The organism is Levilactobacillus zymae (assembly GCF_032190635.1).
Classification (GTDB): Bacteria; Bacillota; Bacilli; order Lactobacillales; family Lactobacillaceae; genus Levilactobacillus; species Levilactobacillus zymae_A.
Genome location: NZ_JAVLAS010000001.1, coordinates 53,976 through 77,182, shown reverse-complemented (window position 1 = coordinate 77,182; position 23,207 = coordinate 53,976). Strand labels below are relative to the sequence as shown.

The following is a 23,207-nucleotide window of genomic DNA, read 5'->3' as shown; positions in this document are numbered from 1 at the left end:
CTCCCTTGAACGGTAGTCTACGAGGCCGGTGCACGTCAGCTGAGTACACTGGTAATGGTAGCGTTAACTTACCCTCATCGTAAAACTTTTAGGGGAAAATTACCAATGGATTTCAGCGACGTTAGATCGTCGCACCATGGTAAAGGAGTGAAGTAAGATGACGAGTCATTTAGCCGCAGCGACACCGCCGGTCTGGCAGGTCCGCTGTGCCACAGCAGCCGATTTACCGGCGATTTATCAATTTTACCGCGAGGTGTGTGCGGCCATTGCCACCACCCCCTACGGCCCAGCCTGGCAGTGGGGGATCAACCCTAGTGAACAGATCTTGCGCCGCGACCTCCGGCAGGGAAAGTTGGTCTTGGGTTATGCTCACGCACAATTAGCCGCGGTGGGGGCCTTATTACCAGGGGAAGATCCTGATTATCGCGGCGCCGCCTGGCAGCTACCGGCAACGGACGCCGAGATTGGGGTCCTCCACCTGTATGCCGTGCACCCACATTTCCGGGGCCGCGGCATTTCCACCAAGATGCTGGCTGCCATCTTGGCGCAAGCACACGCGGACGGGCAGACCGTGTTACATTTAGACGCCATTAAGGGCAACGTGCCCGCCGAGAAGCTCTATACGGCGGCCGGCTTTCGGTTCGCCGAAGAGCGACGCGTGACCATGCCACAGATTGGCCGACTCACATTGCGGTTGATGGAACGGGTTACAGCTGCGTCGATGCAATAAGTTCACACACGTTTACACAAACGATACCATTTCCCCATCCTTTCGATACACACCCCTGTTAATCTTACAGGTGCAAAAGAAAGGGGAAAATTGATTATGCGTTTGCAACGAGTATTGGTAAGTGCTGGATGTGCATTAGCCTTGTTTAGTGGAGCAGCCACCCCGGTGATGGCCGCCACCACCACGGATGCCGCGTTACAACCCGCCGTATCCGTAAAGAAGACGCCAGTGATTCACCTGCAAGGTGCCCATAACGCCCGGGACATGGGCGGTTACCGGACCAAGACGGGGCAAACCGTCAAGACCGGTCGGATTTTGCGGAGTGATTCGTTGGATAAGTTGACCGAAGTGGACATGCTGAGGCTCCAACACGATTGGCACCTACGCGAAATCGTGGACTTACGGACGACCGACCAGATCAAGAAGAGTCCCGACCAACTCATTGAGGGCGTCAACTACATGCAGGCCTCGGTCTTAGGCACCCGGTCCAACTACGATGATGACGGCGCGGGGATGTACCATGACATGGCCTTCAAGTCCGCGGCTAAGCGCAGCTACCGGGCGTTGTTGACGCAATTGGCGACCCAGAAGAAGGGCAGCCTACTGTTCCACTGTTCCCACGGATGGACCGGACGGGGACGGCCGCGGCCATCATCTACAGTATCTTGGGTGTGAGTCGTCAAGACATTCAGCGCGACTACCTGCTATCCAACACGCAACTGGGTGTGACCTGGGCCAAGCCGGCCTTGCTGAACCAATTCTTCAGTGACGTGAAGAGTCAGTACGGGTCGATGGAAAATTACATTCACAAGGGCTTAAAGATTACGCCGGCCCAAGAAAAGGCGATCCGCGCCAACTACTTAACCGCGAAAAAATAACTTTGATGCAGCGTTTGACGACGACCGTTTCCGGCCGTCGTTTTTTTGTATTAAAAAAGCGCCACCCCGGGGGATGACGCTGTGGTTAAACTTTGAAATTAGTGGTTTAAGCGGTAGATCCATTCGCGGTGATCGCGTTGGATTAGTTCTTCGGCTGCAGCTGGGCCCATGGAGTGTGGCGTGTAGTTCGGGAAGTTTGGTTCCTGTAAGTCCCAAACCCGACGAATTTGATCCACGAACTTCCAAGCGTAGGAAACTTCAGGCCAGCTGGAGAAGTTGGTCCCGTCGCCCTTCATCACGTCGTGTAACAGGCGTTCGTAAGGTTCTGGCGTTTCCTTGGACTTTTCGGCGTCAACCAAGTAGTCCAACTTGATCGGTTCCGTCTGGAAACTGGCGTCGTTGGTCTTGGCGTTCAGTTGCAGGGAGAACCCGGCGTGTGGTTCCACGAAGATGGTCAGCACGTTAGCGGCCAATGGCGTGGATTGACTTTGTGGGAAGGCAAAGATGTCGACCAATGGACGCTTGAAGACCACGTCCACCCGCGTAAACTTGTCGGCGAGCATCTTCCCGGTCCGCACGTAGAATGGGGTGCCGGACCACCGGTAGTTGTCGAATAACAACTTCCCGGCCACGAACGTTTCGGTCGTGGAGTCATTTGGCACGTTGTCTTCGTGTCGGTAATCGGGTTGGTCATTGATCGACCCGTATTGGCCCCGGACAAAGTTGGTTGCCGCGTCGGCCACGTTGTAGACCCGCAGACTCCGTAAAGCCTTCACCTTTTCAGCCCGGATATCGGTGTCCGTAAAGGCCACTGGTTGTTCCATGGCTAACAGGCTGACGATTTGCATGATGTGGTTTTGGACCATATCCCGCAAGGCCCCACTATTATCATAGTAGGAAGCCCGTTCTTCGACCCCGAGCTTTTCGGATAACGTGACTTGGATGTTATCGATGTACCGGTTGTTCCACAAGGATTCAACTAAGGTGTTACCAAAACGTAAGGCTTCGATGTTTTGGATCATTTCCTTACCCAAGTAGTGGTCGATCCGGAAGATTTGATTTTCTTCGAAGGACTGGCTCAAGGCGTCGTTCAACTGCTTGGCGGAATCGTAATCCCGACCGAATGGCTTTTCGATGACCAGGCGGTTGAAGGAATCCTTGTTGCTGGACATCAATCCCTGGGTCTTCAGGTCTTGGGCAATGGTGCCGAAGAATTGAGGTGCCATTGATAGGTAGAAAATCCGGTTGCCTTGTAACTTGTACTTCTTGTCCAGCTTGTCGAGCAAGTCCTTGACCACGGCGTAGTGCGCGGTGTCGGTCACGTCGTGTGCTTGGTAGTAGAAATGGGAAATAAAGTCGTTAGCTTCCTTAGATTCTACCCGGTTGCCGCTGTCCGCTAAAGACTTCTTAACGGCTGCACGGAATTTTTCGTGATCCATTGCCTGCCGGGAAGTCCCGACGACGGCGAAATGGGTCCGTAAGTTACCTTTCCGATAAAGGTTAAACAGACTAGGGTAAAGTTTCCGGTATGCTAAGTCACCGGTACCACCGAAGAACAAGAATAAAGCTGTACGTTCAGTTGCCACGAGATAGTCACTCCTTAAATGTTTAAATCCAGACGGTCGGTCCAATTGGTTATACGTTCAGATGCTACTTTGAGAAACGGGTGTTACTGCCGGTTATGAACGAGAAGGGCAAGTTCAACTCGTCACCGCGAGTTTGCCTAGACCAAAAGTATGTCTAGACCACTTCGGAAGTTATTATACGCTAGTTGTTCCTGAAAAGCGACCTTTTTAAAGCAAGAATTTTAATTTTTGACAACCGGTTGCAATGCCCATTTATCAACGTTTACATCATATTTGCGTTTTCATGAAAACGCAAACTAAATCGAGAATCCTTCGTGGAAACGACTTTCGGGAACGGGCCGATGTAATCGCTACCAGATTAAGGGTAACAAAAAAGTCGACCGGAATAAACCGATTGGCTTTCCTTAAATGCGTTGGTTAATTGGCGAGGGCTTTGAGGGCGTCGAAATCGGCGTCGCTTAACGTGATATCGCGGGCCTTAAGGTTTTGCAGCTCATGATTACTGGACTTGGTCCCCGGAATTGGCAGAATCACGTCGGAACGTTTTAACAACCAGGCCAAGGCAATTTGGGACGGTGAGGCGTCGTACTTCTGCGCGATCGCGATCAGGGTCGGGTTGGTGATCAGCTTCCCGGTCGCCAACGGGTACCACGGAATGAAGGCGATGTGGTGGGCTTCGGCGTAGTTCAACAGGTCCTCGTCACTACGGTTGATCAGGTTATATTGATTCTGCACGGAAACGATGGGCATGATCTGTTCGGCGGCCTTGAGCTGGTCGACGGTTACTTGGCTCAACCCCACGTGCCGAATCTTACCTTCCTTTTGCAGGTCCTTTAAAGCCCCCAATTGGACGGCTAACGGATAATCGGGGTCGATCCGGTGCAGTTGTAATAGGTCGATGTGGTCGAGTCCCAACGTGAAGAGGTTTAACTCAACTTGTTGCTTGAGATACTGTGGTGCCCCCAGTGGGGTCCAGATGCCGGGACCTTGGCGGGTGAACCCGACTTTAGTGGCCACCATGACGTGGGCGTTGGGCCGGGCCTGCAGCGCGGTTCGCAGGTAGCGGTTGGCGTATAACGGGCCGTAAGCATCGGCCGTGTCGATGGCCGTTTCGATAACTGCTGGTGCGTGCTGAGGATCAGCGGCCGGTCCCCAGACGCCCGCTCCGGGAAGCTGCATGGTACCGTAGCCCAAGCGGTTAACCGTTAAATCAGCATCAAACGTAAACGTTTTTTCCATGAAATGATCACCTTTCTTGAAAACACAGTTCAACAGTGTTCATGTTAGAACTTTGGCACCGGCGACACAAAGTATTGGGGATAGTTAGATTGATGTCCTTAGTTAAGGGATAACGAATTTACGCATTGACTGTAACATATCTACATATTTATCGCGGACCATTAAAAATATATTAAGCGGGGTAGCCCTTATGGCAGCTAAGGTTGATTAACTTTAATGATTTTTTTGGTGTAAGCGCTTCATTGACGCTTGCTTTTTCTGATTTTATGCTTAATGAGAATTCAATTAATGAACTAGTTCAATCTTTTAGATAGGAGCCGAGAAAATGGGTCATAACAAGGTTTATACCCCACGAAAGATTACGGTATGGCGTGGCATTGGTTACGGAATTGTTGACTTCGTCGGTGGCGGATCCATGACCATTATCGGGGCCTGGATGCTGTTCTTCTATACCTCGTACTGTAACCTGACGGCCGTTCAAGGGGCGTCGATTATTGGGGCCGCTCGAGTGGCGGACGCCATCTGTAGCTTGCTGATGGGGAGTTTAACCGATAATTTTTATAAGAATAAATTGGGGAAACGTTTCGGACGGCGCCACTTCTTCCTGTTAATCGGGTCACCGCTAATGTTGCTCTATATCACCTTATGGATTGCCGGTATGAATTATTGGTACTACTTCACGACATACATGGTGTTTGAGGTGATCTCAAGTGCCATGATGATTCCTTACGAAACGTTACCGAACGAAATGACGGATGATTTTAATGAGCGGACGAAGTTGTCCTCAGCTCGGATGTTTATCTCTGCTGGGGCTACGTTCCTCGCCACGTTCATTCCGGGACAATTGTTTGCCATCCTGGGTCAGCACAGCCCGATTCCTTTCCTGGTGAACGGGACCATGTTTGCGGTCATCTTTGCCATCGGGGTGTACATGTGTTATGCCGTGACCTGGGAAAAGCCAGTCACACCAGAAATGGCGGCGGAATTAGAAAAGGATGCCGTCAACCGGGGCAGCTTAGGTCAGCGCTTCTGGGGATTACTGAAGGACTATGGTTCAACGTTACGGATTAAGAGTTTCCGCAAGCATTTGCTAATCTATCTCTTTTCCTTTACGGGGAAGGATACGGTCAATACGGTCTTTGCCTACTTTTGTATCTATTGCTTAGGTTTATCGGCCACGGTAGCCGCTAACTTGTTGTCATTATCCTTAGTTGGGTTATTAGTCACGATTGTAGCCGGTTTTGCCATGGTTAAGTTTGGACCTAAGTTCCTATACACGACGGGTTATGGGTTGATGCTCGCCATGTTAATTGCCTATTATCTCTGTTTTAAGCTGGGGCTCACCAACCACGTTATCCTGATCTTATTCTTTATTTCTTTAATCTATCAAATTGGGCGGGCAACGCTTGAGTTTACCCCTTGGAACGTTTTTCCGTTCATTCCGGATTTGGATGAAATCGTGACGAAGCGTCGGCGAGCTGGGATTTTTGCGGCCGTCATGAGCTTTACCAGAAAATCGACGGTGGCTGTCGCCACTATCGCGGTTGGGTTTGTCTTGGATAACAGTGGCTTCGTTAAAAATGCCGCCCACGAACCCGTGGCTGCCCAACACGCGATTGCCAATATCCTATTGTTCGGGACGGGGGGCCTCATTGTGTTGGCCTTGTTAGTGGCTTTGACGTTTAAGCTCAATAAACAAAGTCACGCGGTAGTCCTCGATGAAATTGAACGGTTGCGCCAAGGCGGGCGGAAGGAAGACGTTGATCCGCAAGTAGCCCAGACCGTTAAGGACTTAACGGGGGTCGATTATCAACGAGTTTGGCCGGATGACCAACACTAGTCGTGTAAAGTTTGGAGGAATTTAGAAGTGGTTAATTCTGTAGGAGATCGACTATTACAGCCGACACACTTAAATGTTAATTTATTAGAGTTTGCGTACAACGTTACCCACCCTCGCTTTAGTTGGTGGGATCACAGCAATCGGTCAGGGAGTTTTCAAACGGCCTATGAGATCGTGGCCTCCAAGCGCTTATATCAACTCGCTAATCGTGATTATTTGTTTAGCAGCGGGTGGATCGAATCCGCTCAAAATTCGGCTGTGTTAGTCCCGAGTTTAGACAAATTATTAGTTCCTGGCGAATTGTATTATTGGCAGGTCCGTATTCGCGACAATTTTGAAACGGTCAGTGACTTCTCGCAACCCAATAAATTTATCTGCCAAGCCCCGTTGACACTAGCCCCTAACCACGGTATTTGGGATGCTTCCACGAAAACTCAGGGCGAAGAGCTACCTCATTTGGGTAACGTGGTGTTTCTGAGAAGTCCCCAGTTTGACTTGCAAACGTTGAACGTGGATACGGCGATTATCACGGCGTTTTCTCGGGGTAACGAGCCGGTATTAGCTCAGGGCTTTGATTTATACCTTAATGGTCAGGCTGTGGGTGTCGGCTCGGCCCGCCCCCAAGCGCACTACCAAGGAACGTCACAAACGGCGATTTATTATAACGACTACGAAGTCACGGAAGACCTAAATGACGGCACTAACGTCGTGGGGGTATTGGCTACGGGACAGTCGGCGCGCCGGGCGGTCTGGGCGCAGCTAAAACTTTACCTAAATAACGGAACACAGCAAACGGTCATGGTGACCGATGAAACCTGGAAGTCACTGGACGGCAGTAACGCGTTCGGCGACTCTGGGGTTCGGATGCGTAGTCTGTATTTTGGCATGGTATCTGAAAATGTGGATATGCGTTACTTCCCCCAGGATTGGACTGCGGTCGATTTTAATGATCGGGAATGGTCCCAGGCTAAATATAACGAAACGGCGTCATTAGTCGCTACCGATGAGGTTCTGTGCCCGTACCGCAGTGAGAATACTTGCCGGGTACTGACGACGGACTTACCCGCCCAGGTGACGCAATTGGGACCGCAACATTACCTAATTGACTTAGGGAAAGAAATCATCGGTAGTTTACAAGTGCACCTCAAGAGCGCGCAAATTCAGCGGCTGAACGTGGTGATGGGAGAACAGTTGACCGCGCAAGGGCGGGTCCGCCACCACTTAGCGTGTGGGCCGGACTATATCGAGACCTGGACACTGGTGCCGGGTGAAAACAACTTTAGGACCTTACAGATGAAGAACTTTCGGTACGTTGAGGTAACCGGCTTTGCCGGCGACCTAACGCCGGATAGTCTTCGTGGTTGGGCCCTTCAACAGCCCTTTGATCCAGATGAAGGGTTATTCCACAGCAGTGACGACTTGCTAAATCAGGAATATAACCTGGCGAAGTACACGATTAAGGCCACGAATCAGGACGTCTACGTGGATTCCCAGGCACGGGAACGTAAACCCTATGAGGGTGACTTACTGGTTAATGGGAACACGAGTTACGTCTTGTCGTCGCATTACTCGTTAGCTCGGCACTCCATCGATTATTTGTTGGATAATCCCACTTGGCCGGAAGACTATAAGTTATTTAACGTTGAGATGGCCTGGCAAGATTATCTCTACACCAATGATGTGACGTTACTAGAAAAACGGTATGCCGTTTTGCGAGAAAAGTTTAACCGGGGTGCCGATGGTCAGGATAACTTTGACGAAAAAGTCGGGTTAGTGACGGGCAATGGGCTCATTGACTGGCCGATTAGGGAACGTGACGGATTCGTTGAAGGGAAGTATAACACGCCGTTTAACGCCATTTACTGTGGGGTTTATCAGCTGATGAGTCGGATTGCGGCGGTCACACAACACCCTGCCGATCAAGACTTTTACGAGCAGCGGGCCGCGACCATTAAGCAACAAATGATCGCTTACCTGTACGATGCTAAGCGTGGGGTTTATCACGATTCGTTGAACGCAGACTTAACGGTTAACCAACACGCGGCCCATCACTCTTCGGCCTATGCCTTATGCTACGGCGTGTATGACGGGCAGACCATGGCCGATCGGTTAAGTCACTTTGTGGCGAACGACGGCGAGTTTATTGGCAGCGTTTACTTTATCTACTTTATGCTGAAGGGTCTAATTGATACGGGGCATTCGGAAGACGCGTTACGGTTGTTAACCAATACGGATGATCACCAGGATCACAAGACCTTTGCGGCAATTCTCAAGCATCTCGGGGCCACCATTGCCCCGGAAGCTTGGAGTAACTATTACAAGCCGAATCTAACCCTTTCTCACCCGTGGGGGGCGACACCGGGACTGACCATTGTTCAGGGAATTATGGGCATTATCCCGTTGGAACCAGGATTCAAGCTATTCCGGTTGCGAATTCAACCGGGGGATTTAACGCACCTGAAGGTGACGACGCCAAGTGCCAAGGGCATCATCCAGGCCGAGTATACCCTGGAAGGCGACCGGAAACATATTAAGGTCAACGTTCCGATGAATTCACGGGTACAGATTGAGTTGCCACAAGCAAGTCAGATCGTTGAAGTGAAGGATCAAGCGGCGGTTGTGTCAGCCGCGAGTGAACACAGTCAGCTTACGTTACCATCGGGTCGCTATGATCTGATCTACAAATAATGGAGGAACACCATCATGATGAAAAAGTATGGGAATTATTGGGGCTTAACGGCCGCGGCTGGTCTCGGATCCGTTTTGGGATCAGGAATTATTGTGGGGTTGGCCAGCACGATTACGGTTTGGCAAACGGGGTTACATCTGACTAACGGACAAGTTGGGATTATCTCGGGGGCCTTAACGTTTGCGATTGCTTTTGGGTCGATTTTCGGGAGTCGCTTTGCGGATAAAGTTGGGATTATTGGCGTCTTTAATTGGATTAATCTCGTCTATGCTATTGGGGCGTTGGTTTGTGTGTTCTCCTCTAATTTTATGATGTTACTGTTAGGGACCGTGATTGCCGGGGTCGCGTCGGGGACGGATCTACCAGTCTCACTAGCCGTGATTTCGCGGGACGCGCCTAATCAAAAGATGGCGTCACAGATGGTGGCGTCCACGTAAATCTTTTGGCAAGCCGGGCAATTCGTGTCGACGGGGGCAGCCTTTGCGGTTTCCGCGATGAGCGTTGCCGGTGGGCGAGCCGTATTCGGGTTGTTCGCCGTGATTGCCGCAATCATTTGGCTTTGGCGGACTTCTTCACGGACAATCAGAGGGCTGCACGTTCAGGCGCAAGAACGCCTGGATGCAGTGGCCGGCCAAGCTGAAGAAGCGAGTGTCAAGCCATCCGTGATTCGGACACTGTTTAAGACGCCCGGTCACAAGAAGTATCTGTACCTCTTTGCATTGATCTTAATCTACTACGTCTTTTGGAACTTCGTGGCGAACACTTGGGGTCAATTCACGACGTTCGTACTGGTTAAGGCGGGGGCTTCACAGACCCTTTCGACCGGGATTGGCCTAGGGTTGCACATTGCGGCCCTCTTCATCTTAGGGATCTACGTTACCATTGCCGGTTCGGCTAAGCGCAATACCTGGTTTGCGATTGGGGTGGTCTTTGCCTTAGTTGCCATGGGTGGTTTAGCTATCTTTGGTAGCGATTCCATTGCCTTGATTGTCGCCTTTATGCTAATCTGGGGTGTCGGGAGTATGCTTTCCGGTGAAGCTATCTATAAGGTTTGGACGCAAGAATCATTCCCAGCCGAAGTGCGGGCAAGTATTCAAGGGTTTATCAATGGATTTTCGCGATTCCTGTGCGGATTACTCGCCATTGTGACGCCGCTACTTGTTTTGCCAAGTACAATTAAGACCACCATGTGGGGCTTCGTTGGTGTGGTTGTCATCTTTGGTTTGGCAGGCTTCGGGATGATTCAGGCTGAGAAGAAATACCATATGCTCAGCGCCGAAGACGAGAAGAAGGAGGATCAGCCTCACCAAACACACCCGACGCACACGGTGCAAGGGGCTTAATTAAGCGTAAATAGTTGCGAAAAACATTCCATGGGTCTCAACGACTTATGGGATGTTTTTGGCTAACAAGGAGTGATGGCGCGATGCTGGATAATATTTTAAATCAGTTAATGAAGCTGACCAAGATTGAAAAGGAGCAACTAAAGAACTACGAATTTCATAACGATATGCCGTTAGCGGCGTATGACAGTAACCTCACGAAACGGAAGCAAACGTTGGTTTTGAATAATTACTTTTTTCGCAATAAAAACATCTATATTAGTAAGCATAATCGCTACGCCCCTTATCCCACCCACACCCATACCTTTTTGGAAGTTAACTACATGTTACGTGGGGAAGCCGATGAAATTGTGCAAGGTCAACCGGTCCATTTAAATACGGGCGATTTGATTTTACTGGACGTGGGCTGTGCGCACTCGATTGGGTACCTGGGAACCAATGATCTGCTCATTAATATTTTATTTCAGGATCGAACCATTAATATTGATTTACTCAACAGCTTGCGAAGTAGCCGCAGTGTGCTCTATGAATTTCTGGTTAATCGTAAAATTGGTCTGGGGAATAAATCGACTTATCTGTTATTTCGCCGAGAAAATGGCCGGGAGATTCAAGAAACCCTAGACCGAATTATTGAGGAATATTACCTACAAAGGGAATATGCGGATACGATTATTAAATCCTATCTGTCCATCTTGATTGCCCAATTAGTTCGGAATTATGCGGTTAATGTGGATCGTCCGCTGTCTAAGTCGCAGGTACTGATTACCCAGATTCTACAAGACATTAACGATAATGACCGGGACATTAGTTTGGGGTACATTGCGAAAAAATACGGCTACAATCGGAATTATCTCAGTAATTTATTCCGCGAAACGGTCGGAGAAACCTTTTCGGATGTGTTAACCAAACAACGCATCCTGCACGCCCACACCTTGCTAGCGTCAACGCAGATGCCGGTGGATAAAATCATTACGCAGGTGGGGATGACCAATAAGACCTTTTTCTACAAAAAATATCGACAATACTATCATAAAAATCCGCGTGAAAAGATAAAATCCTGACTGATAATCATCAGCAACGTGAATTTTGTCATGGGACACTTAATTTTTATTAAACTCTCAATATTAGCGCACTAAATTGTAAAAAATCTGTTATACTACGAGTCGATTAATAAATTAGCCGGTGGTGATCTGCCGGTAACTGAAGGAGTCAGAATAATGAAGAAATTTATGGTTGCATTAACTGGCTTGGTAACGGTAGCCACTTTAGGCGCAACGGTACCGGCAACTGGCATCACGGCTAACGCGGCAACGAAGAAGACCACGTCGACCTACGTTAGTCCTAGCTTAAAGGTCAATGCTATTTATAACAACTCGAAGACGATTAAGGGGACCGCGACGAAGGGGTCCAAGATTACCGTCAAGAGTACCAAGAATGCGAAGAAGAACCTGGCTACGGCCACGGCTTCCAGCAAGACGGGAAAGTACACCGCTAAGTTGTCCAAAACCTTGAAGAAGAACAGCAACGTCTACGTCTACGCGACGAACCCAAAGACCAAGGCGTACTTCTACCGGATCATCCGGGTTCAAGCTGCCGCCACTAAGACGGCTACGAAGAAGACCACGTCTACCAAGAAGACGACGACGAAGACCACGGCCAAGAAGACCACGTCGACTAAGAAGTCTACGGCTAGCTTCTCCGTTAAGACGCCTACGGGCACTTGGAAGTCCAACACGGCCAACAAGTACTCACAAGTCTTCACCTTCACCCAAAAGACTGGTTTTAACCAAACCCTGTACAAGAACGGTAAGAAGGTCAAGACCCTGGTTTCTTACGCGACCTACAAGGTAAACGCTAAGACGCCAACGTTCTGGAAGATCACGTACACGCCAAAGAACGCTAAGAAGAGCTCGAGCTTCTACCTGCGCTTTACGTCCGCGAAGAAGTTCAAGATCGTTAACTCAAAGAACCAAGTCGTTAAGACCACGGCCGGCGTTGCCCCAGCGGCTAACTGGACGTTCACTAAAAAGTAAGTTGAATTAGGCCTAGGCAACTAGGCATCAGCGACAACTCCCCAGGGGAGTTGTCGTTTTTTTGTGGTCATTAATCACATGATAAATAAGTTAACGCTGATGATAATATCATAAATGAGCGGTTCATAACGAATACTATTTAAAACTTGTGGTAAACTAAAGATGTTCTAAGACAATGGTTTTTGGGAGGGACTACATATGAAAATAAAATGGATCTGGACGGGCTGCTTGAGCCTGGTAGCCACGGTTTTGGTACTGTTAAATGTAAGCGCCACCACACCGGCACAAGCCAGCACCTTGGCCGACGGCACTTACACCATTCCGGCAACTTTGGTTAAAACGACGGGGAATCAACCGTCAACGGCGGCATCATTCTTTGCCAGCACGGCGCAGGCTACCGTGACGGCCGGGCAGGCTCAGGTTAACTTGGCCATGCAAAATAACGCCGAAAAATACATTAAGACGGTCACGGTGGCGGGCCAAAATGCGGTCAGCGGTGCGGCGCTGGTCTTCACGCTAGACACGGCCCAGACCAGTGTTCCCGTAACGTTTAGCCTAGACACGCCGATGGGGGCGATGACGCAGTCGGCGTTGATCGTACTCGATTGGAGTGGGGTCCCGACACAGGTGCCAACGCCACCGGCGACGGTCACTCAGCCAACTCCAAGTACGACCACCGAGCCGGCGGCCACCGTCACGCCAGTGGTGACTACCCCGGCGCCAACAACCGTCCAAACGGTCACGCAACCCCGACTGACGGTGAAGGCCGTGACTAACCGGACCAAAACGGTGACCGGGCTGACTAGTCAGGGGGCAAAAGTAGTGGTCAAGCGGCACGGCACTACGTTGGGCACGGCGACGGCCAACCGGGCGGGGAAGTATACCGTCAAGTTGGCTAAGTCCCAGCCGGCCAAGACCAAGTTGACCATTACCGCGACGAAGGCGAAGATCACGACCACCAAGACGGTAACGGTGCGGCAAGCGGCGGTTAAACAGCCAAAAACTAAAAAGAAAACCAAACAGGCCGCTAGTCGACCGGCGAAATGGACGGTTAAGACCCCCACGGGAACCTGGAAGGCGACGGGAACTAAGGGGTATACACAAATTTGGACCTTTAGTCAAAAGACCGGGCTCACCCAGAAAGTGTACCGCCACGGGAAGGCCGTCAAGACCCGCGTGGCCTACGCTACTTACCACGTGACACCACGGACCACGACCTTTTGGAAGGTGACCTACGCGCCACGGCACGCGAAGCGCCAGACCCTGTACCTGCGGTTTACCACGGATAAGCGTTTTAAAGTGGTCAATGCTAAAAATCACGTGGTGAAGACGGCCGCGGCACCGGCGCCAGCGACCACCTGGACGTTTAACCGGCGGTAGTTGCACGAAATTTAGAAAAATGGGGGAATCATGATGCGAAAAAATTGGCTTTTAACGGTAGCGGTGTTGGCACTGGGAACGTTGGGATTGACGACCACGGCCCAGGCCAAGTCGGTGACGTATTCAACGTTGACCTCTGGGAGTAATAAGACGTCGATGGCTAGTAAGTACTTTGTCCGGCCGGCTAAGGTGACGGTCAAGGGCGGGCGCTACCGCGTCACCATGCACCTCAAGACGGCGAAGACGCTGGGAAAGTTCCCGGTACAAGTGGTAAAGGTCAACGGTACGAAACCGCAAAACGTCCGGAAGGTCCGGGATAAGGCGGGAAACTCCAACGTCTATTACACGTTTACCGCGAAAAATCTGAAGAAGAAAATCAACGCTAAGCTGTCGATCAACGTCTTGCACGTTTACAAGGCGACGCACACCGTGACCTTTAAGTTTAAGGCGTCCCAGGTCCCTAAATTAACCCGGGCGCACACCCGCGTGGTCCCCGTTGCGACCGCAGCGAGTCAGGTTAGTGCAGCAAAAAAAGGCGCAACACTACTACTCCCGTAGCGTCTTCGAGTAGTAGTGTAGCCACTACGGCTAGTTCAGCGGCTAAGCGGACGACCTCAGCGCCCCAAGCGACCACCGCTAAGCGGACTAAGCCGGCACGCCGGGTCCAGCGAACAACGCCCCACCACCCGACTACCGCGACTGCGGCGGCCGCGGTGACCGCTAGCTCGGCCCAACCCACCCGTGCTCCGGCCACTCGGAACCAGGCCCAACAAGACTTTCGGACCCAGGGGGCTTCGGTTGGCGCCGGGGTTAAATGGGGGTTAGGCGGCGGTATCGTGGGCGTGTTAGGACTCGTCAGCAGTCTGGGTTGGTTTGCCCGCCGCCATTAACGCGTTAGCGCGCTAAAGTCAGGTTGAATTGAAGAGCGAAAAAAGTAACTAGCGCGTTTTAGGTGATCAGCCATAACGTCAAAGTGACCAGGCTACCCGGATTGGGCAGCCTGGTCACCTTTTTGGATGGTGAAGTTAATTCGTGGCTAATTGTTGCTTGACGGCGGGTTGCTGCTTAGCGACCCGGGGCTTGTAACCAATTAAGCGCATGGCGTTGAAGATTACGACTAGGATCGAGGCCTCGTGAACGAACATCCCGCTAGCCATGTAGATGTAACCGTAGACTAAGCCAATCAGCAGGAAGGCCACGGTCAGAATGGCGATGGTGATGTTTTGCTTGGTGTTGGCGGACGTCTTCCGGGCTAACCCCACCGCGTGGTTCAAAGCAGTGAAGCTGGATTGCATCAGGACTACGTTGGCGGTTTCGATGGCCACGTCGGTCCCGCCACCCATGGCGATCCCGATATTGGCGGTAGCTAACGAAGGACTGTCGTTGATCCCGTCACCCACGAAGGCCACGTTGCGTCCTTGGTCTTGGAACTTCTTGACGTAGGTCACCTTGTCGGCGGGTAAGAGGTCGGCGTGAACTTCGTCAATGGCTAGCGAGGAAGCAACGGCGTCGGCGGTAGCTTGGTTATCCCCGGTCAGCATGACCAGGTGCTTGATGCCTTGGCGTTTCAGCGCGGTTAAGGCGGCCGGAACCTCTGAGCGAATCTGGTCGGCGACCCCTAAGATGTAGGCGAGCTGGCCTTGGTAGCCCACAAGGACCGTGGATTGACCGTCGTCTTGCATGGTGTGCAGGTCACTCAGTTGGGCGGCCGTTAAGGTGATTCCGTTGTCGCTCAGTAACTTAGCGTTCCCCACGTAGAGGGGCGCACCCTGCCAGGTCCCAATCATCCCGCGACCCTTGACGGTTTCGGTGGTCATGGTGCCAGTATTGCCGGTGAGGTGGGCGTTTAAGTGTTGCACGATGGCCTGGGCTAACGGGTGGTCGGAGGTCTGCTCGACTTGGGCCACCCCGGCTAATAAGGCCCGGTCGGTGGTGTAACTTTGGGTGTTGGTGACGGTCATTTTACCGGTGGTTAAGGTCCCGGTCTTATCGAAGACTAGCGTATCGACCTTGGCGAGGCTGTCGACCACGTCGCCCCCCTTGATCAGGATCCCGTTCTTGGCGCCGTTCCCGATGCCGGCAACGTTGGAGACGGGCGCGCCGATGACCAAGGCCCCCGGGCAACCCAGGACCAGCACCGTGATGGCCAGCCGAAGATCACGGGAGAAGACAAAGACTAGAATGGCGATGACTAAAACGGCTGGGGTGTAGTATTGTGCGAATTTATCGATGAACTTTTCGGCGGGCGACTTGGTGTCTTGGGCTTCTTCGACCAATTCGATGATCTTAGCGAAGGTGGTCTCGTCACCGACCTGGGTGGCCTTGACCTGCACCGTTCCGCTTTCGACGATGGCCCCGGAAAAGACGGCGTCACCGGTTTGCTTGTTAATGGGCCGGGATTCACCGGTGATGGAAGCCTCGTTGACGTAACCGGAACCGCTAGTGACCGTCCCGTCGACGGGGACTTGGCCGCCGGCTTTGACGATGACCACGTCGCCTTCGTCGAGATCGTCGACGTCGACTTCGCTGGTGGTTCCGTTGGCGGCTAAGAGGGTTGCGGTGGTCGGGGCCATGTCGGTCAACGACTTGATGGCGCCCCGCGTCTTGGCCAGGGTCTTTTGTTCCAGGTAGGACCCGAAGAGAAAGAGGAAGGTCACGATGGCGGATTCTTCGAATTCACCGATGGCAAACGCCCCGATGACGGCGATGCTGACCAGGAGTTCAATACTGAAGACCTTGGCCTTTAACGCGCTAATGGCCCGTAAGACGATGGGAGCGGCGGCAATCACCGAAGCGATGATCCAGGCGGTGTTGGTGAGGTAGCCCAGGTGAACGAACCAGGTGTTGAGAAAGCCGAGAATGATGAGGCCGGCCGACCAGAAGGTGATCGGGGTGGTGTGCTGATAAATATAACGTTGAATTGCCATGAGAATCGTTCCTTTCTAGTAGTAGGGGATTGAATAAGTTGCTTCCTTAGTTGATGAATTCATTATGCGCGCGTCCGGCTGGAATTAACTTGATGTAAATCAAGTTAGCGCGAAAATTATGAAGAAAGAGTCGGCCGCGACTAAGTTCAGGCAAAGTTACGGGTAACTCTGCCAGCAGAGTAGTTCTTGAATCAACCATTTAGGGTCTGTATAATTTTTCGTGAAACAGAAAGGAACTTCATTATGCGAAGACAATCCCCCCGGCCTTCCGCGCGTCGTCAGGCGTTGCGCATTGCCGGGATTCTCCTGACGCTGATTGTGGTATTTGCGTTGGGGCAACACTTTAATCGCACCACGACAACGGCCCAGCGCAGTCACGCTCCGAAGGCCGAAAAAGTCGAGAAATCTAAGCCGCAGGTTGCCAGCTCGGCGACCGCTAGTTCGGATGCTCAGGGGGTCGCCACGACCCCTAAGGCGGCGGATCAACACCTCACCCGGGTGCTCAGTAACCTGACCCAGATTGCGGGGGAAAATCAAGAGACCCGGTCGGGTGGCCGAACGACCTACTCGCGGTTTTATCAGATGCAGGGCACCTGGTACTGGGAAATGACGGCCAACACCGAAAACGCCCCGGTCGAGGTGGCCAAGGTTACGGGTGCCACCCAGGACGGGCGTCTCTTGAAACTCGATATGACCAGCCAAGTCTACCATCCGGATCAGACCTATAGGCTGGAGTTTCAATGGTTGGATCGCGCGGCCGGCGAATATAAATTACATACCACGTTTGAAAACATCGACGGTAACTACACCATCGGGGAGACCGAAGACGTGGCCGCTGCCGGCAACGATACGGCGTCCATGAGTTGGACGCTGGGCAGCGGTGAAGGCATCGAGGATGAATCGACCCGGACCGATAGCAGGGCGACGACCTACTCCGACTTCACGCAAGACGATGATGGTGATTGGTACTGGACGCTGTCCTCGGATAAGCGGGGGAACGTGGAATTCGGTAAGATCACCGATATTCAGACTCGCGACGGGGTCCCGGTCGAATTGCAGGTCCAAAGTCAGATGGATAAGTCCTACGGGACCACCTATACGGTCCACGTCAGCTTTAACGACGACCTGACCAGTTACCACCTGGTGACGGCGCAGGACCACATTGACGGGAAATACACGATCGACGACTATTCAACCGATGATTAATGGCAGTCAAAAAGCGTTCCCACTTCCAAAACGGAAATGGGGACGCTTTTTGCTGGGCCCTAGCTCGCAGTCTAGGCGCCCCAGGAGTTAATCTTCGTCGTCATCATCGTCTTCTTCGTCCAGCCCGTCGCGAGCATCGTTGCCTAGGACGGCCTGCAGTTCGCGGATGATGTGATTGTTGGTTCCCCGTAAGTTGACCAGGAAGGCGGCCAACGCTGGCCGTTCTTCGTTTTCAGCTAACTTGATGGCCCGGTCGATAAAGAGGTTGTGGGTGTCGGCGTCGTGGACCAGCTCACTGACTTGGTCTTCGGCGCTGAGGTACTTTTTGGCCCCACTTTCGTTTAACATGTTGTAGTCGTGAAATTCCTGGGTGGTGGTGGAGACGATCTCGCCTTCGTCCAAGAGCAGTTCGCCTAGCGCATCGAATTGTTGACGGTAGGTGGCGATGTAGTCGTTCAATAGGGTCCGAACACTCAAGGCTAACGGGCCCTTCACCGACCAGCGCACCTGATGGAACTTCACAATGGAGATGTGCAGATTAGCCAGGATGTGGTTGGTCATGGCACCGGCCGTGGGCACGTGGTGGTCGTGGTCGGTTTGGGCTTGTTCGGCAGCGTAACGGTCTTCAATCGATGTGGTCATGGGAAACTTCCTTTCTGAATTAGAGGGCTTTAACTTTAGAACTCTTCACTTCGTAGCCAAGATCGGTGACCACGTTGGCCAGGTCGTCGGCGGAGGTTTGGCTGTCGTCGAATTCGGCCTTGATCTTGCTGGCGTTGAACAGAACCTTGACGTTTTGTACGCCGGTTTGGTGGCTTAGGGCGCCTTCAATCTTGGTCATGCAAGATGGGCACGTCAGATCGCCTAACTTCATTGTTAATTTAGTCATGATAATTTCCTCCTGTCTTGATTACATGACCTAGTATAGGGGCTCCGGACCCGAAAAAACTTGACTCAAATCAAGTTACGCGAAAAAAAGTCACTTTTGTAGGATAATTCAATTAGGAAGAGTCTGATTTCCAATAAACTAGGTTATCGAAGAAGAGGAGTAAGGGAGCATGATTAGGATACCGGTAGCGGCGCCTTAGTATTCGGGCGTTGATTGACGGGTAGGCCAGGGCCGGCTGGCTCGAAAGCGCTGGGCGTTGATTTACCAGCTGACCCTGAGTCAGAATACATAATTGAACGTAAATCGAAGGGCCCTTGTCGCCGCCCAACCTGAATTTATGGTCAATCCGGGTGATTATTTCAGGGTGGGAGTTTTAGTTTTCAGTCAGGTATGCGACAATAAGGAAAGAGCCCAAATATAAGTGAGGGAATTATAAATGTGGAAAACCAAACAAGAAGTCAGTTTGATGGGGATCCTCGCAGCAACCTTACTGTTAAACGCGGCGGCGGCCTGTATGTGGCCGCTGACCACGGTCTACATGCATAACGAATTGCATCAGACCCTTGCGTTAGCCGGTATGGCGTTGCTGGGGATGTCATTGTGTATGATTTTGGGAAACTGGTTAGGTGGCTGGTTATTTGATCACTGGTCGCCATTTAAATCGGGACTCGTCGGGACGTTCTGTTCATTAGTGCCGATGGTGACGTTGATCTTCTTTAACGGTTGGCCGATTTTTGGGATCTTACTCCTGTTCATTGGATTAGGGGACGGGATTGTGATGACGGTGGTGAACTCGTTTGCCGCCAACGTCCGCAGTATCAGTAGCCGGCGGGTATTCAACTACCTGTATATCGGAATGAACCTCGGGGTCGTAATTGGGACCTTGATGGTGGGGTACTTAATGGATCACGGGGTCGTCTTGGTCTTCATGGTGGCCAGCGTCTTTTACGTGATTCTGCTCGGGATTTTGTTGGTGGACTTCAACGTCAACTTAACCACGGCCAAGCGCAAGCGGCAACAGGGACCGGCCCAGCCGGCCCATCTCAAGTTAATCTGGTTAATCGCTGCGATGGTCTTTTGCCTGTACATGGGCTATTCGTTGTGGGAAAGTGTGATTTCGGTCCACATGGTTAACTTGGGGATTTCTTTTGAGAAGTACAGTCTGTTGTGGACGTTAAACGGGTTAATGATTGTATTTGGGCAACCGTTGGCGAACCGCATCGGGGCTTACTTCAAGATGAGTACCCAGATTTTCTGGGGCACGTTGATTTTTATCCTATCATTTCTGTTGTTAGTGTTTGATAAAACCTACATTATGTTCGCCGCGACGATGGTGATCTTGACGTTGGGAGAAATGACCGGGTTCCCCGGGATTCCCGCGTGGATTGACAGCCTCGCCGGCAACAACGATAAGGGGAAGTTCCAAGGAATCTATAACATGGCCATTTCCTTTGGTCGGGCCGTGGGACCCCTGTATGGTGGGGTATTGATTGAATACGGAAGTTACCAGCTGTTGTTCTGGTCGGTCACGCTCTTGATGCTCCTGTCGTTAGGGGCGGTGATCCTCCACAACTGGCGGATTCGGAATCGTAGAATTAAACAAAGTTAGGGTCATGATGGCTGGCAGAATCGGTCTGGCGGCCGTCATGGACGACTATAAATGATTAAAGCGGACTTCACGAGTTTTTCGTGAAGTCCGCTTTTTTACTGGCGAAAAATTAGGCCTGGTCGGGCGAGTGGCGCGGGGACGTCGTCTGAGCTTGGTGGTAGCCGTGAGTCTGGCGGTAGTCGCCGGGCGTCATCCGTACGGCCCGCTTGAACAGGGCGAAGAAGCTACTCATGTTCTTATAGCCCAGCTCATCGGCGATCTCTTCGATGCCCTTGCTGGAGAGGGCCAACATGCGCTTGGCGAGCTCGATGCGGATAAAGGCGAGTTGTTCCGTAAAACTTTTGTTGAAGAGCCGGCGGCATAACCGTGAAAAGTAGTTCTTGTCGTAGCCGAAGTAAGCCGCGGTCCCTTTAAGGGTGGCGGTTTGGCTGTGGCTCACCAGGTAATTGAAGATGATCCCGGACTTGGTATCCGCGCTGGCGTGACGAATATCTTGGCCGGGGAAGTCGGAATCGGCCACCGAGATGGTGCGCTCGTGATCTCTGAGTAACTCGGTCAGGAGCAGTCCCACCGTCATTTCCCGTTGATAGTCGAGAAAAACGTCGGTGAGATCCTGTTGTTCCAGTTCGGCGAGTAGTGCGAAATAGCGGTGCTTAAGTTGGTTGTCCTGGTGGCGATAAACGATAAAGTGGGGTTCGGTCTCCCCGGCGTTCATTAGGTCGTGCACCATGGGGTTATCGCCAACGACCACCAGGTTTAGGGGTGAGGGCGCATGCACCCGTTCGGTAAAGACGGTCAACGCGGCGGGAGCACCCAGGTTTTGCAGCGTCAGGGGTTGGGCCGAGGAGAGTAGGATCACGTCGAAGGGGGCGAGGGCCACGTAATGGTGGTTGAGGTATAGCTCGCAGAGAGAGTGACTTTCAATCAACCTAATGTGAAAGTTTACACCTGTATCACTGTCTAATAGAGGATTCGGTTCAGATTTATCGTTGCAATCGTTTCCTTTTAGCACCAGAACGGACTTTACCAGGTATTTTTGAGCCATTTTGGAAACCTCCTAACGGAAAAAAGATATCTTTCCGGAGTAATAAAGATATTATACACTATCACTTTGTGCATGTTTTAGCTATATACTGACGGTATCAAGTAGACAAGGGAGTGGCGTTAAGATGACAACAAAAACGATGAACACGGATGTCTTGGTTGCCGGAACTGGTGGTACGGGGTTGGCCGCGGCTTATGCTGCCGCGGAAAAGGGCTTGCGGGTCCTCGTGATCGAGAAGCAACCCCAAATCGGGGGCAACACGAAAATTTCCAGTGGGTTCTTTGCGGTTAACTCGCAAGAGCAACAAGCCGCGGGGATGCATCTTTCCCCGAAGGAAGCCATTGCCCAGCTGGCGGACTACAACCATTATTTGTCGAACGGCGCGCTGTTAGCCCGCATTGTCAATCGCTCAGCCGATACCTTGGCCTGGCTGGAACGCCTGGGGATGGAGATTAAGCTGAACCCGACGGCTCAAACCACGCAATTTGCTCACCGGCACAATGACTACCGCGGCGGCTCGTATCACATGTATCAGCATAAGGACGCGAGTTACCAGCGGATTCAACAAACGCTGGTCGCGGCGGGGGTCCACTTCGAGTTTAACACCACGTTGACGGCACTGACGATGGACCAGGGACGCGTCACGGGAGCTAAGGCACAACAAAATGGTGAAGAGATCCTGATTCAGGCAGCCGCGGTCGTTGTCGCCACCGGGGGCTATGGTGGTGATAAGGCCAAGGTGGCCCGGACCATGCACACCACCCACTTACGAACCCTCGGCGTGCCCAATAACGGGGAAGGCTTAGCCGCCATGGAGGCGGTGGGGGCGACGGATATTGACAGTCATGCGCTCATTCACGCTGCCCAGTTGGCCAAGTCGAAGGTCACACAAAAGACGTCGCAGCGGCATTTAGCGGGATTCTCCAGCAACGCGCTAACGCAGTTACTATTGACCCCACAACTTTGGGTCAACCCGAAAGGCCAGCGGTTCGTTAACGAGGACGTGGTTTACGATACGGTCGAATGGGCCAACGCCGCGTGGTCTCAGGGCGGTCAATATTTATTTATCGTCGACCAGGCCACCCTGGATACCTTTACGGCTAATCAGAATCGCGAAGAGGTTTCTCAGGCCGGTCCGGGGGCCGCAACGGGGACCGGTGACTTTACCCAGCTAGCCGAAGCGGCGGTGGCTGGTCAGACGGCCTATCGGGGCGCGACGCTAGCCGAACTGGCAGCTAACGCCGGGATGGATCCGCAAGTCTTGACGCAGACGGTGGCACGGTATAATCAAGCGGTTCAGGCGAAGGACGATCAGGAATTTAGCAAGTCGCCTAAGTCGTTAGCCTACTCGGTGGCCAGTGGTCCCTACTATGCGTTCATCAGTCAGGCGGCCTACCTGGGCACGGTTGGTGGCGTGCGGGTGGATGAGAACTTAGCGGTTCTGGACGATCAATTCAAGCCGATCCCCGGCCTCTTTACGGGTGGTGCCAACGCCGGTGGGTACTATGAAGGGCACAGTTATCCCGCGTTTGAAGGCTTGGCTTCCGGGTTTACCTGGACGTCCGGGCGGATTGCCGGAACCAGTGCCGCCACCTACGTTCAAACGGCGGTGACGTCTGAGAGTGCCATGTGAATGATGTACAAGTGAATGGACGGAACTAGATCCAGGCGATTCCCTCGATCATTTTTGGGATAAATGGTTGATAAATCGGCTTGGGTTTAGTTTTTGGGCCAGTTGATAAGTTTAAGTTATGACTGACAATTTTTATGTATTGGCCATCGATTGTGAAAAGAATTACAATTAATTTGTAGA

General features: G+C 52.0%; 19 protein-coding genes and 1 pseudogene. 14 read left to right on the top strand and 6 right to left on the bottom strand.

Annotated elements, in window-relative coordinates; translation table 11 throughout:
* The first annotated feature begins 157 nt into the window (after positions 1–157).
* From RI501_RS00255 to RI501_RS00245, 3 genes are all read left to right on the top strand, one after another.
* The gene (locus tag RI501_RS00255) at positions 158–730 is read left to right on the top strand and encodes a GNAT family N-acetyltransferase (protein ID WP_313819811.1); all 573 of its coding nucleotides are present in this window, start codon (positions 158–160) and stop codon (positions 728–730) included.
* Positions 731–826: 96 nt separating this feature from the next.
* A complete protein-coding gene (locus RI501_RS00250) occupies positions 827–1,405 on the top strand; it encodes a tyrosine-protein phosphatase (protein ID WP_313819810.1) in 579 nt (192 codons plus the stop codon).
* Complete coding sequence (locus tag RI501_RS00245) at positions 1,402–1,608, top strand: tyrosine-protein phosphatase (RefSeq protein ID WP_313819809.1); 207 nt, start codon at positions 1,402–1,404, stop codon at positions 1,606–1,608. The genes RI501_RS00250 and RI501_RS00245 overlap by 4 nt, the downstream gene beginning before the upstream one ends.
* Positions 1,609–1,706: 98 nt before the next feature.
* Here RI501_RS00245 and zwf read toward each other — a convergent pair whose 3' ends face one another.
* Both zwf and RI501_RS00235 read right to left on the bottom strand, forming a co-directional pair.
* Positions 1,707–3,194: a glucose-6-phosphate dehydrogenase gene (gene zwf, locus RI501_RS00240; RefSeq protein WP_313819808.1), complete on the bottom strand. Its 1,488-nt coding sequence runs from the start codon at positions 3,192–3,194 to the stop codon at positions 1,707–1,709.
* A gap of 417 nt (positions 3,195–3,611) precedes the next feature.
* A complete protein-coding gene (locus RI501_RS00235; protein ID WP_313819807.1) occupies positions 3,612–4,433 on the bottom strand; it encodes an aldo/keto reductase in 822 nt (273 codons plus the stop codon).
* A gap of 325 nt (positions 4,434–4,758) precedes the next feature.
* Here RI501_RS00235 and RI501_RS00230 point away from each other — a divergent pair, with 325 nt between their 5' ends.
* The 8 genes and pseudogenes from RI501_RS00230 to RI501_RS00195 all read left to right on the top strand — a co-directional run bounded on the left by RI501_RS00230 (position 4,759) and on the right by RI501_RS00195 (position 14,608).
* A complete protein-coding gene (locus RI501_RS00230; RefSeq protein WP_313819806.1) occupies positions 4,759–6,273 on the top strand; it encodes an MFS transporter in 1,515 nt (504 codons plus the stop codon).
* 27 nt (positions 6,274–6,300) lie between these two features.
* Entirely contained in the window at positions 6,301–8,961 is a 2,661-nt protein-coding gene (locus tag RI501_RS00225; protein WP_313819805.1) for a family 78 glycoside hydrolase catalytic domain, read from the top strand.
* Positions 8,962–8,979: 18 nt separating this feature from the next.
* A pseudogene (locus RI501_RS00220) lies at positions 8,980–10,305 on the top strand (MFS transporter).
* Between the two features lie 83 nt (positions 10,306–10,388).
* Complete coding sequence (locus RI501_RS00215; protein ID WP_313819804.1) at positions 10,389–11,366, top strand: AraC family transcriptional regulator; 978 nt, start codon at positions 10,389–10,391, stop codon at positions 11,364–11,366.
* Between the two features lie 156 nt (positions 11,367–11,522).
* The gene (locus RI501_RS00210; protein ID WP_313819803.1) at positions 11,523–12,338 is read left to right on the top strand and encodes an Ig-like domain-containing protein; all 816 of its coding nucleotides are present in this window, start codon (positions 11,523–11,525) and stop codon (positions 12,336–12,338) included.
* 198 nt (positions 12,339–12,536) lie between these two features.
* The gene (locus RI501_RS00205; protein WP_313819802.1) at positions 12,537–13,718 is read left to right on the top strand and encodes an Ig-like domain-containing protein; all 1,182 of its coding nucleotides are present in this window, start codon (positions 12,537–12,539) and stop codon (positions 13,716–13,718) included.
* 33 nt (positions 13,719–13,751) lie between these two features.
* On the top strand, positions 13,752–14,276 hold the full coding sequence (locus tag RI501_RS00200; protein WP_313819801.1) for an NEAT domain-containing protein: 525 nt from the start codon (positions 13,752–13,754) through the stop codon (positions 14,274–14,276).
* Between the two features lie 155 nt (positions 14,277–14,431).
* The gene (locus RI501_RS00195; RefSeq protein WP_313819800.1) at positions 14,432–14,608 is read left to right on the top strand and encodes a hypothetical protein; all 177 of its coding nucleotides are present in this window, start codon (positions 14,432–14,434) and stop codon (positions 14,606–14,608) included.
* Between the two features lie 135 nt (positions 14,609–14,743).
* Here RI501_RS00195 and RI501_RS00190 read toward each other — a convergent pair whose 3' ends face one another.
* The gene (locus RI501_RS00190; RefSeq protein WP_313819799.1) at positions 14,744–16,645 is read right to left on the bottom strand and encodes a heavy metal translocating P-type ATPase; all 1,902 of its coding nucleotides are present in this window, start codon (positions 16,643–16,645) and stop codon (positions 14,744–14,746) included.
* A gap of 243 nt (positions 16,646–16,888) precedes the next feature.
* On the opposite strand from RI501_RS00190, the gene RI501_RS00185 reads away from it, so the two are divergent.
* Positions 16,889–17,851 (top strand): hypothetical protein, encoded by a 963-nt coding sequence (locus RI501_RS00185; RefSeq protein ID WP_313819798.1) that lies wholly within the window; start codon positions 16,889–16,891, stop codon positions 17,849–17,851.
* A gap of 87 nt (positions 17,852–17,938) precedes the next feature.
* Here the strand turns inward: RI501_RS00185 and RI501_RS00180 are convergent, their stop codons facing one another.
* Positions 17,939–18,493 carry a ferritin-like domain-containing protein gene (locus tag RI501_RS00180; RefSeq protein ID WP_313819797.1) on the bottom strand — a complete coding sequence of 185 codons (555 nt, stop codon included), beginning with the start codon at positions 18,491–18,493 and terminating at the stop codon, positions 17,939–17,941.
* Between the two features lie 19 nt (positions 18,494–18,512).
* The gene (locus tag RI501_RS00175; protein WP_313819796.1) at positions 18,513–18,740 is read right to left on the bottom strand and encodes a heavy-metal-associated domain-containing protein; all 228 of its coding nucleotides are present in this window, start codon (positions 18,738–18,740) and stop codon (positions 18,513–18,515) included.
* Between the two features lie 436 nt (positions 18,741–19,176).
* Between RI501_RS00175 and RI501_RS00170 the strand changes: the two genes are divergently transcribed.
* Positions 19,177–20,349 carry an MDR family MFS transporter gene (locus RI501_RS00170; protein ID WP_313819795.1) on the top strand — a complete coding sequence of 391 codons (1,173 nt, stop codon included), beginning with the start codon at positions 19,177–19,179 and terminating at the stop codon, positions 20,347–20,349.
* Positions 20,350–20,458: 109 nt separating this feature from the next.
* On the opposite strand, the gene RI501_RS00165 is transcribed toward RI501_RS00170, so the two are convergent.
* Complete coding sequence (locus RI501_RS00165; RefSeq protein ID WP_313819794.1) at positions 20,459–21,394, bottom strand: helix-turn-helix domain-containing protein; 936 nt, start codon at positions 21,392–21,394, stop codon at positions 20,459–20,461.
* Between the two features lie 124 nt (positions 21,395–21,518).
* Here RI501_RS00165 and RI501_RS00160 point away from each other — a divergent pair, with 124 nt between their 5' ends.
* Positions 21,519–23,027, top strand: coding sequence for an FAD-dependent oxidoreductase (locus tag RI501_RS00160; protein WP_313819793.1), 1,509 nt, complete (start codon positions 21,519–21,521; stop codon positions 23,025–23,027).
* Positions 23,028–23,207: the final 180 nt, after the last annotated feature.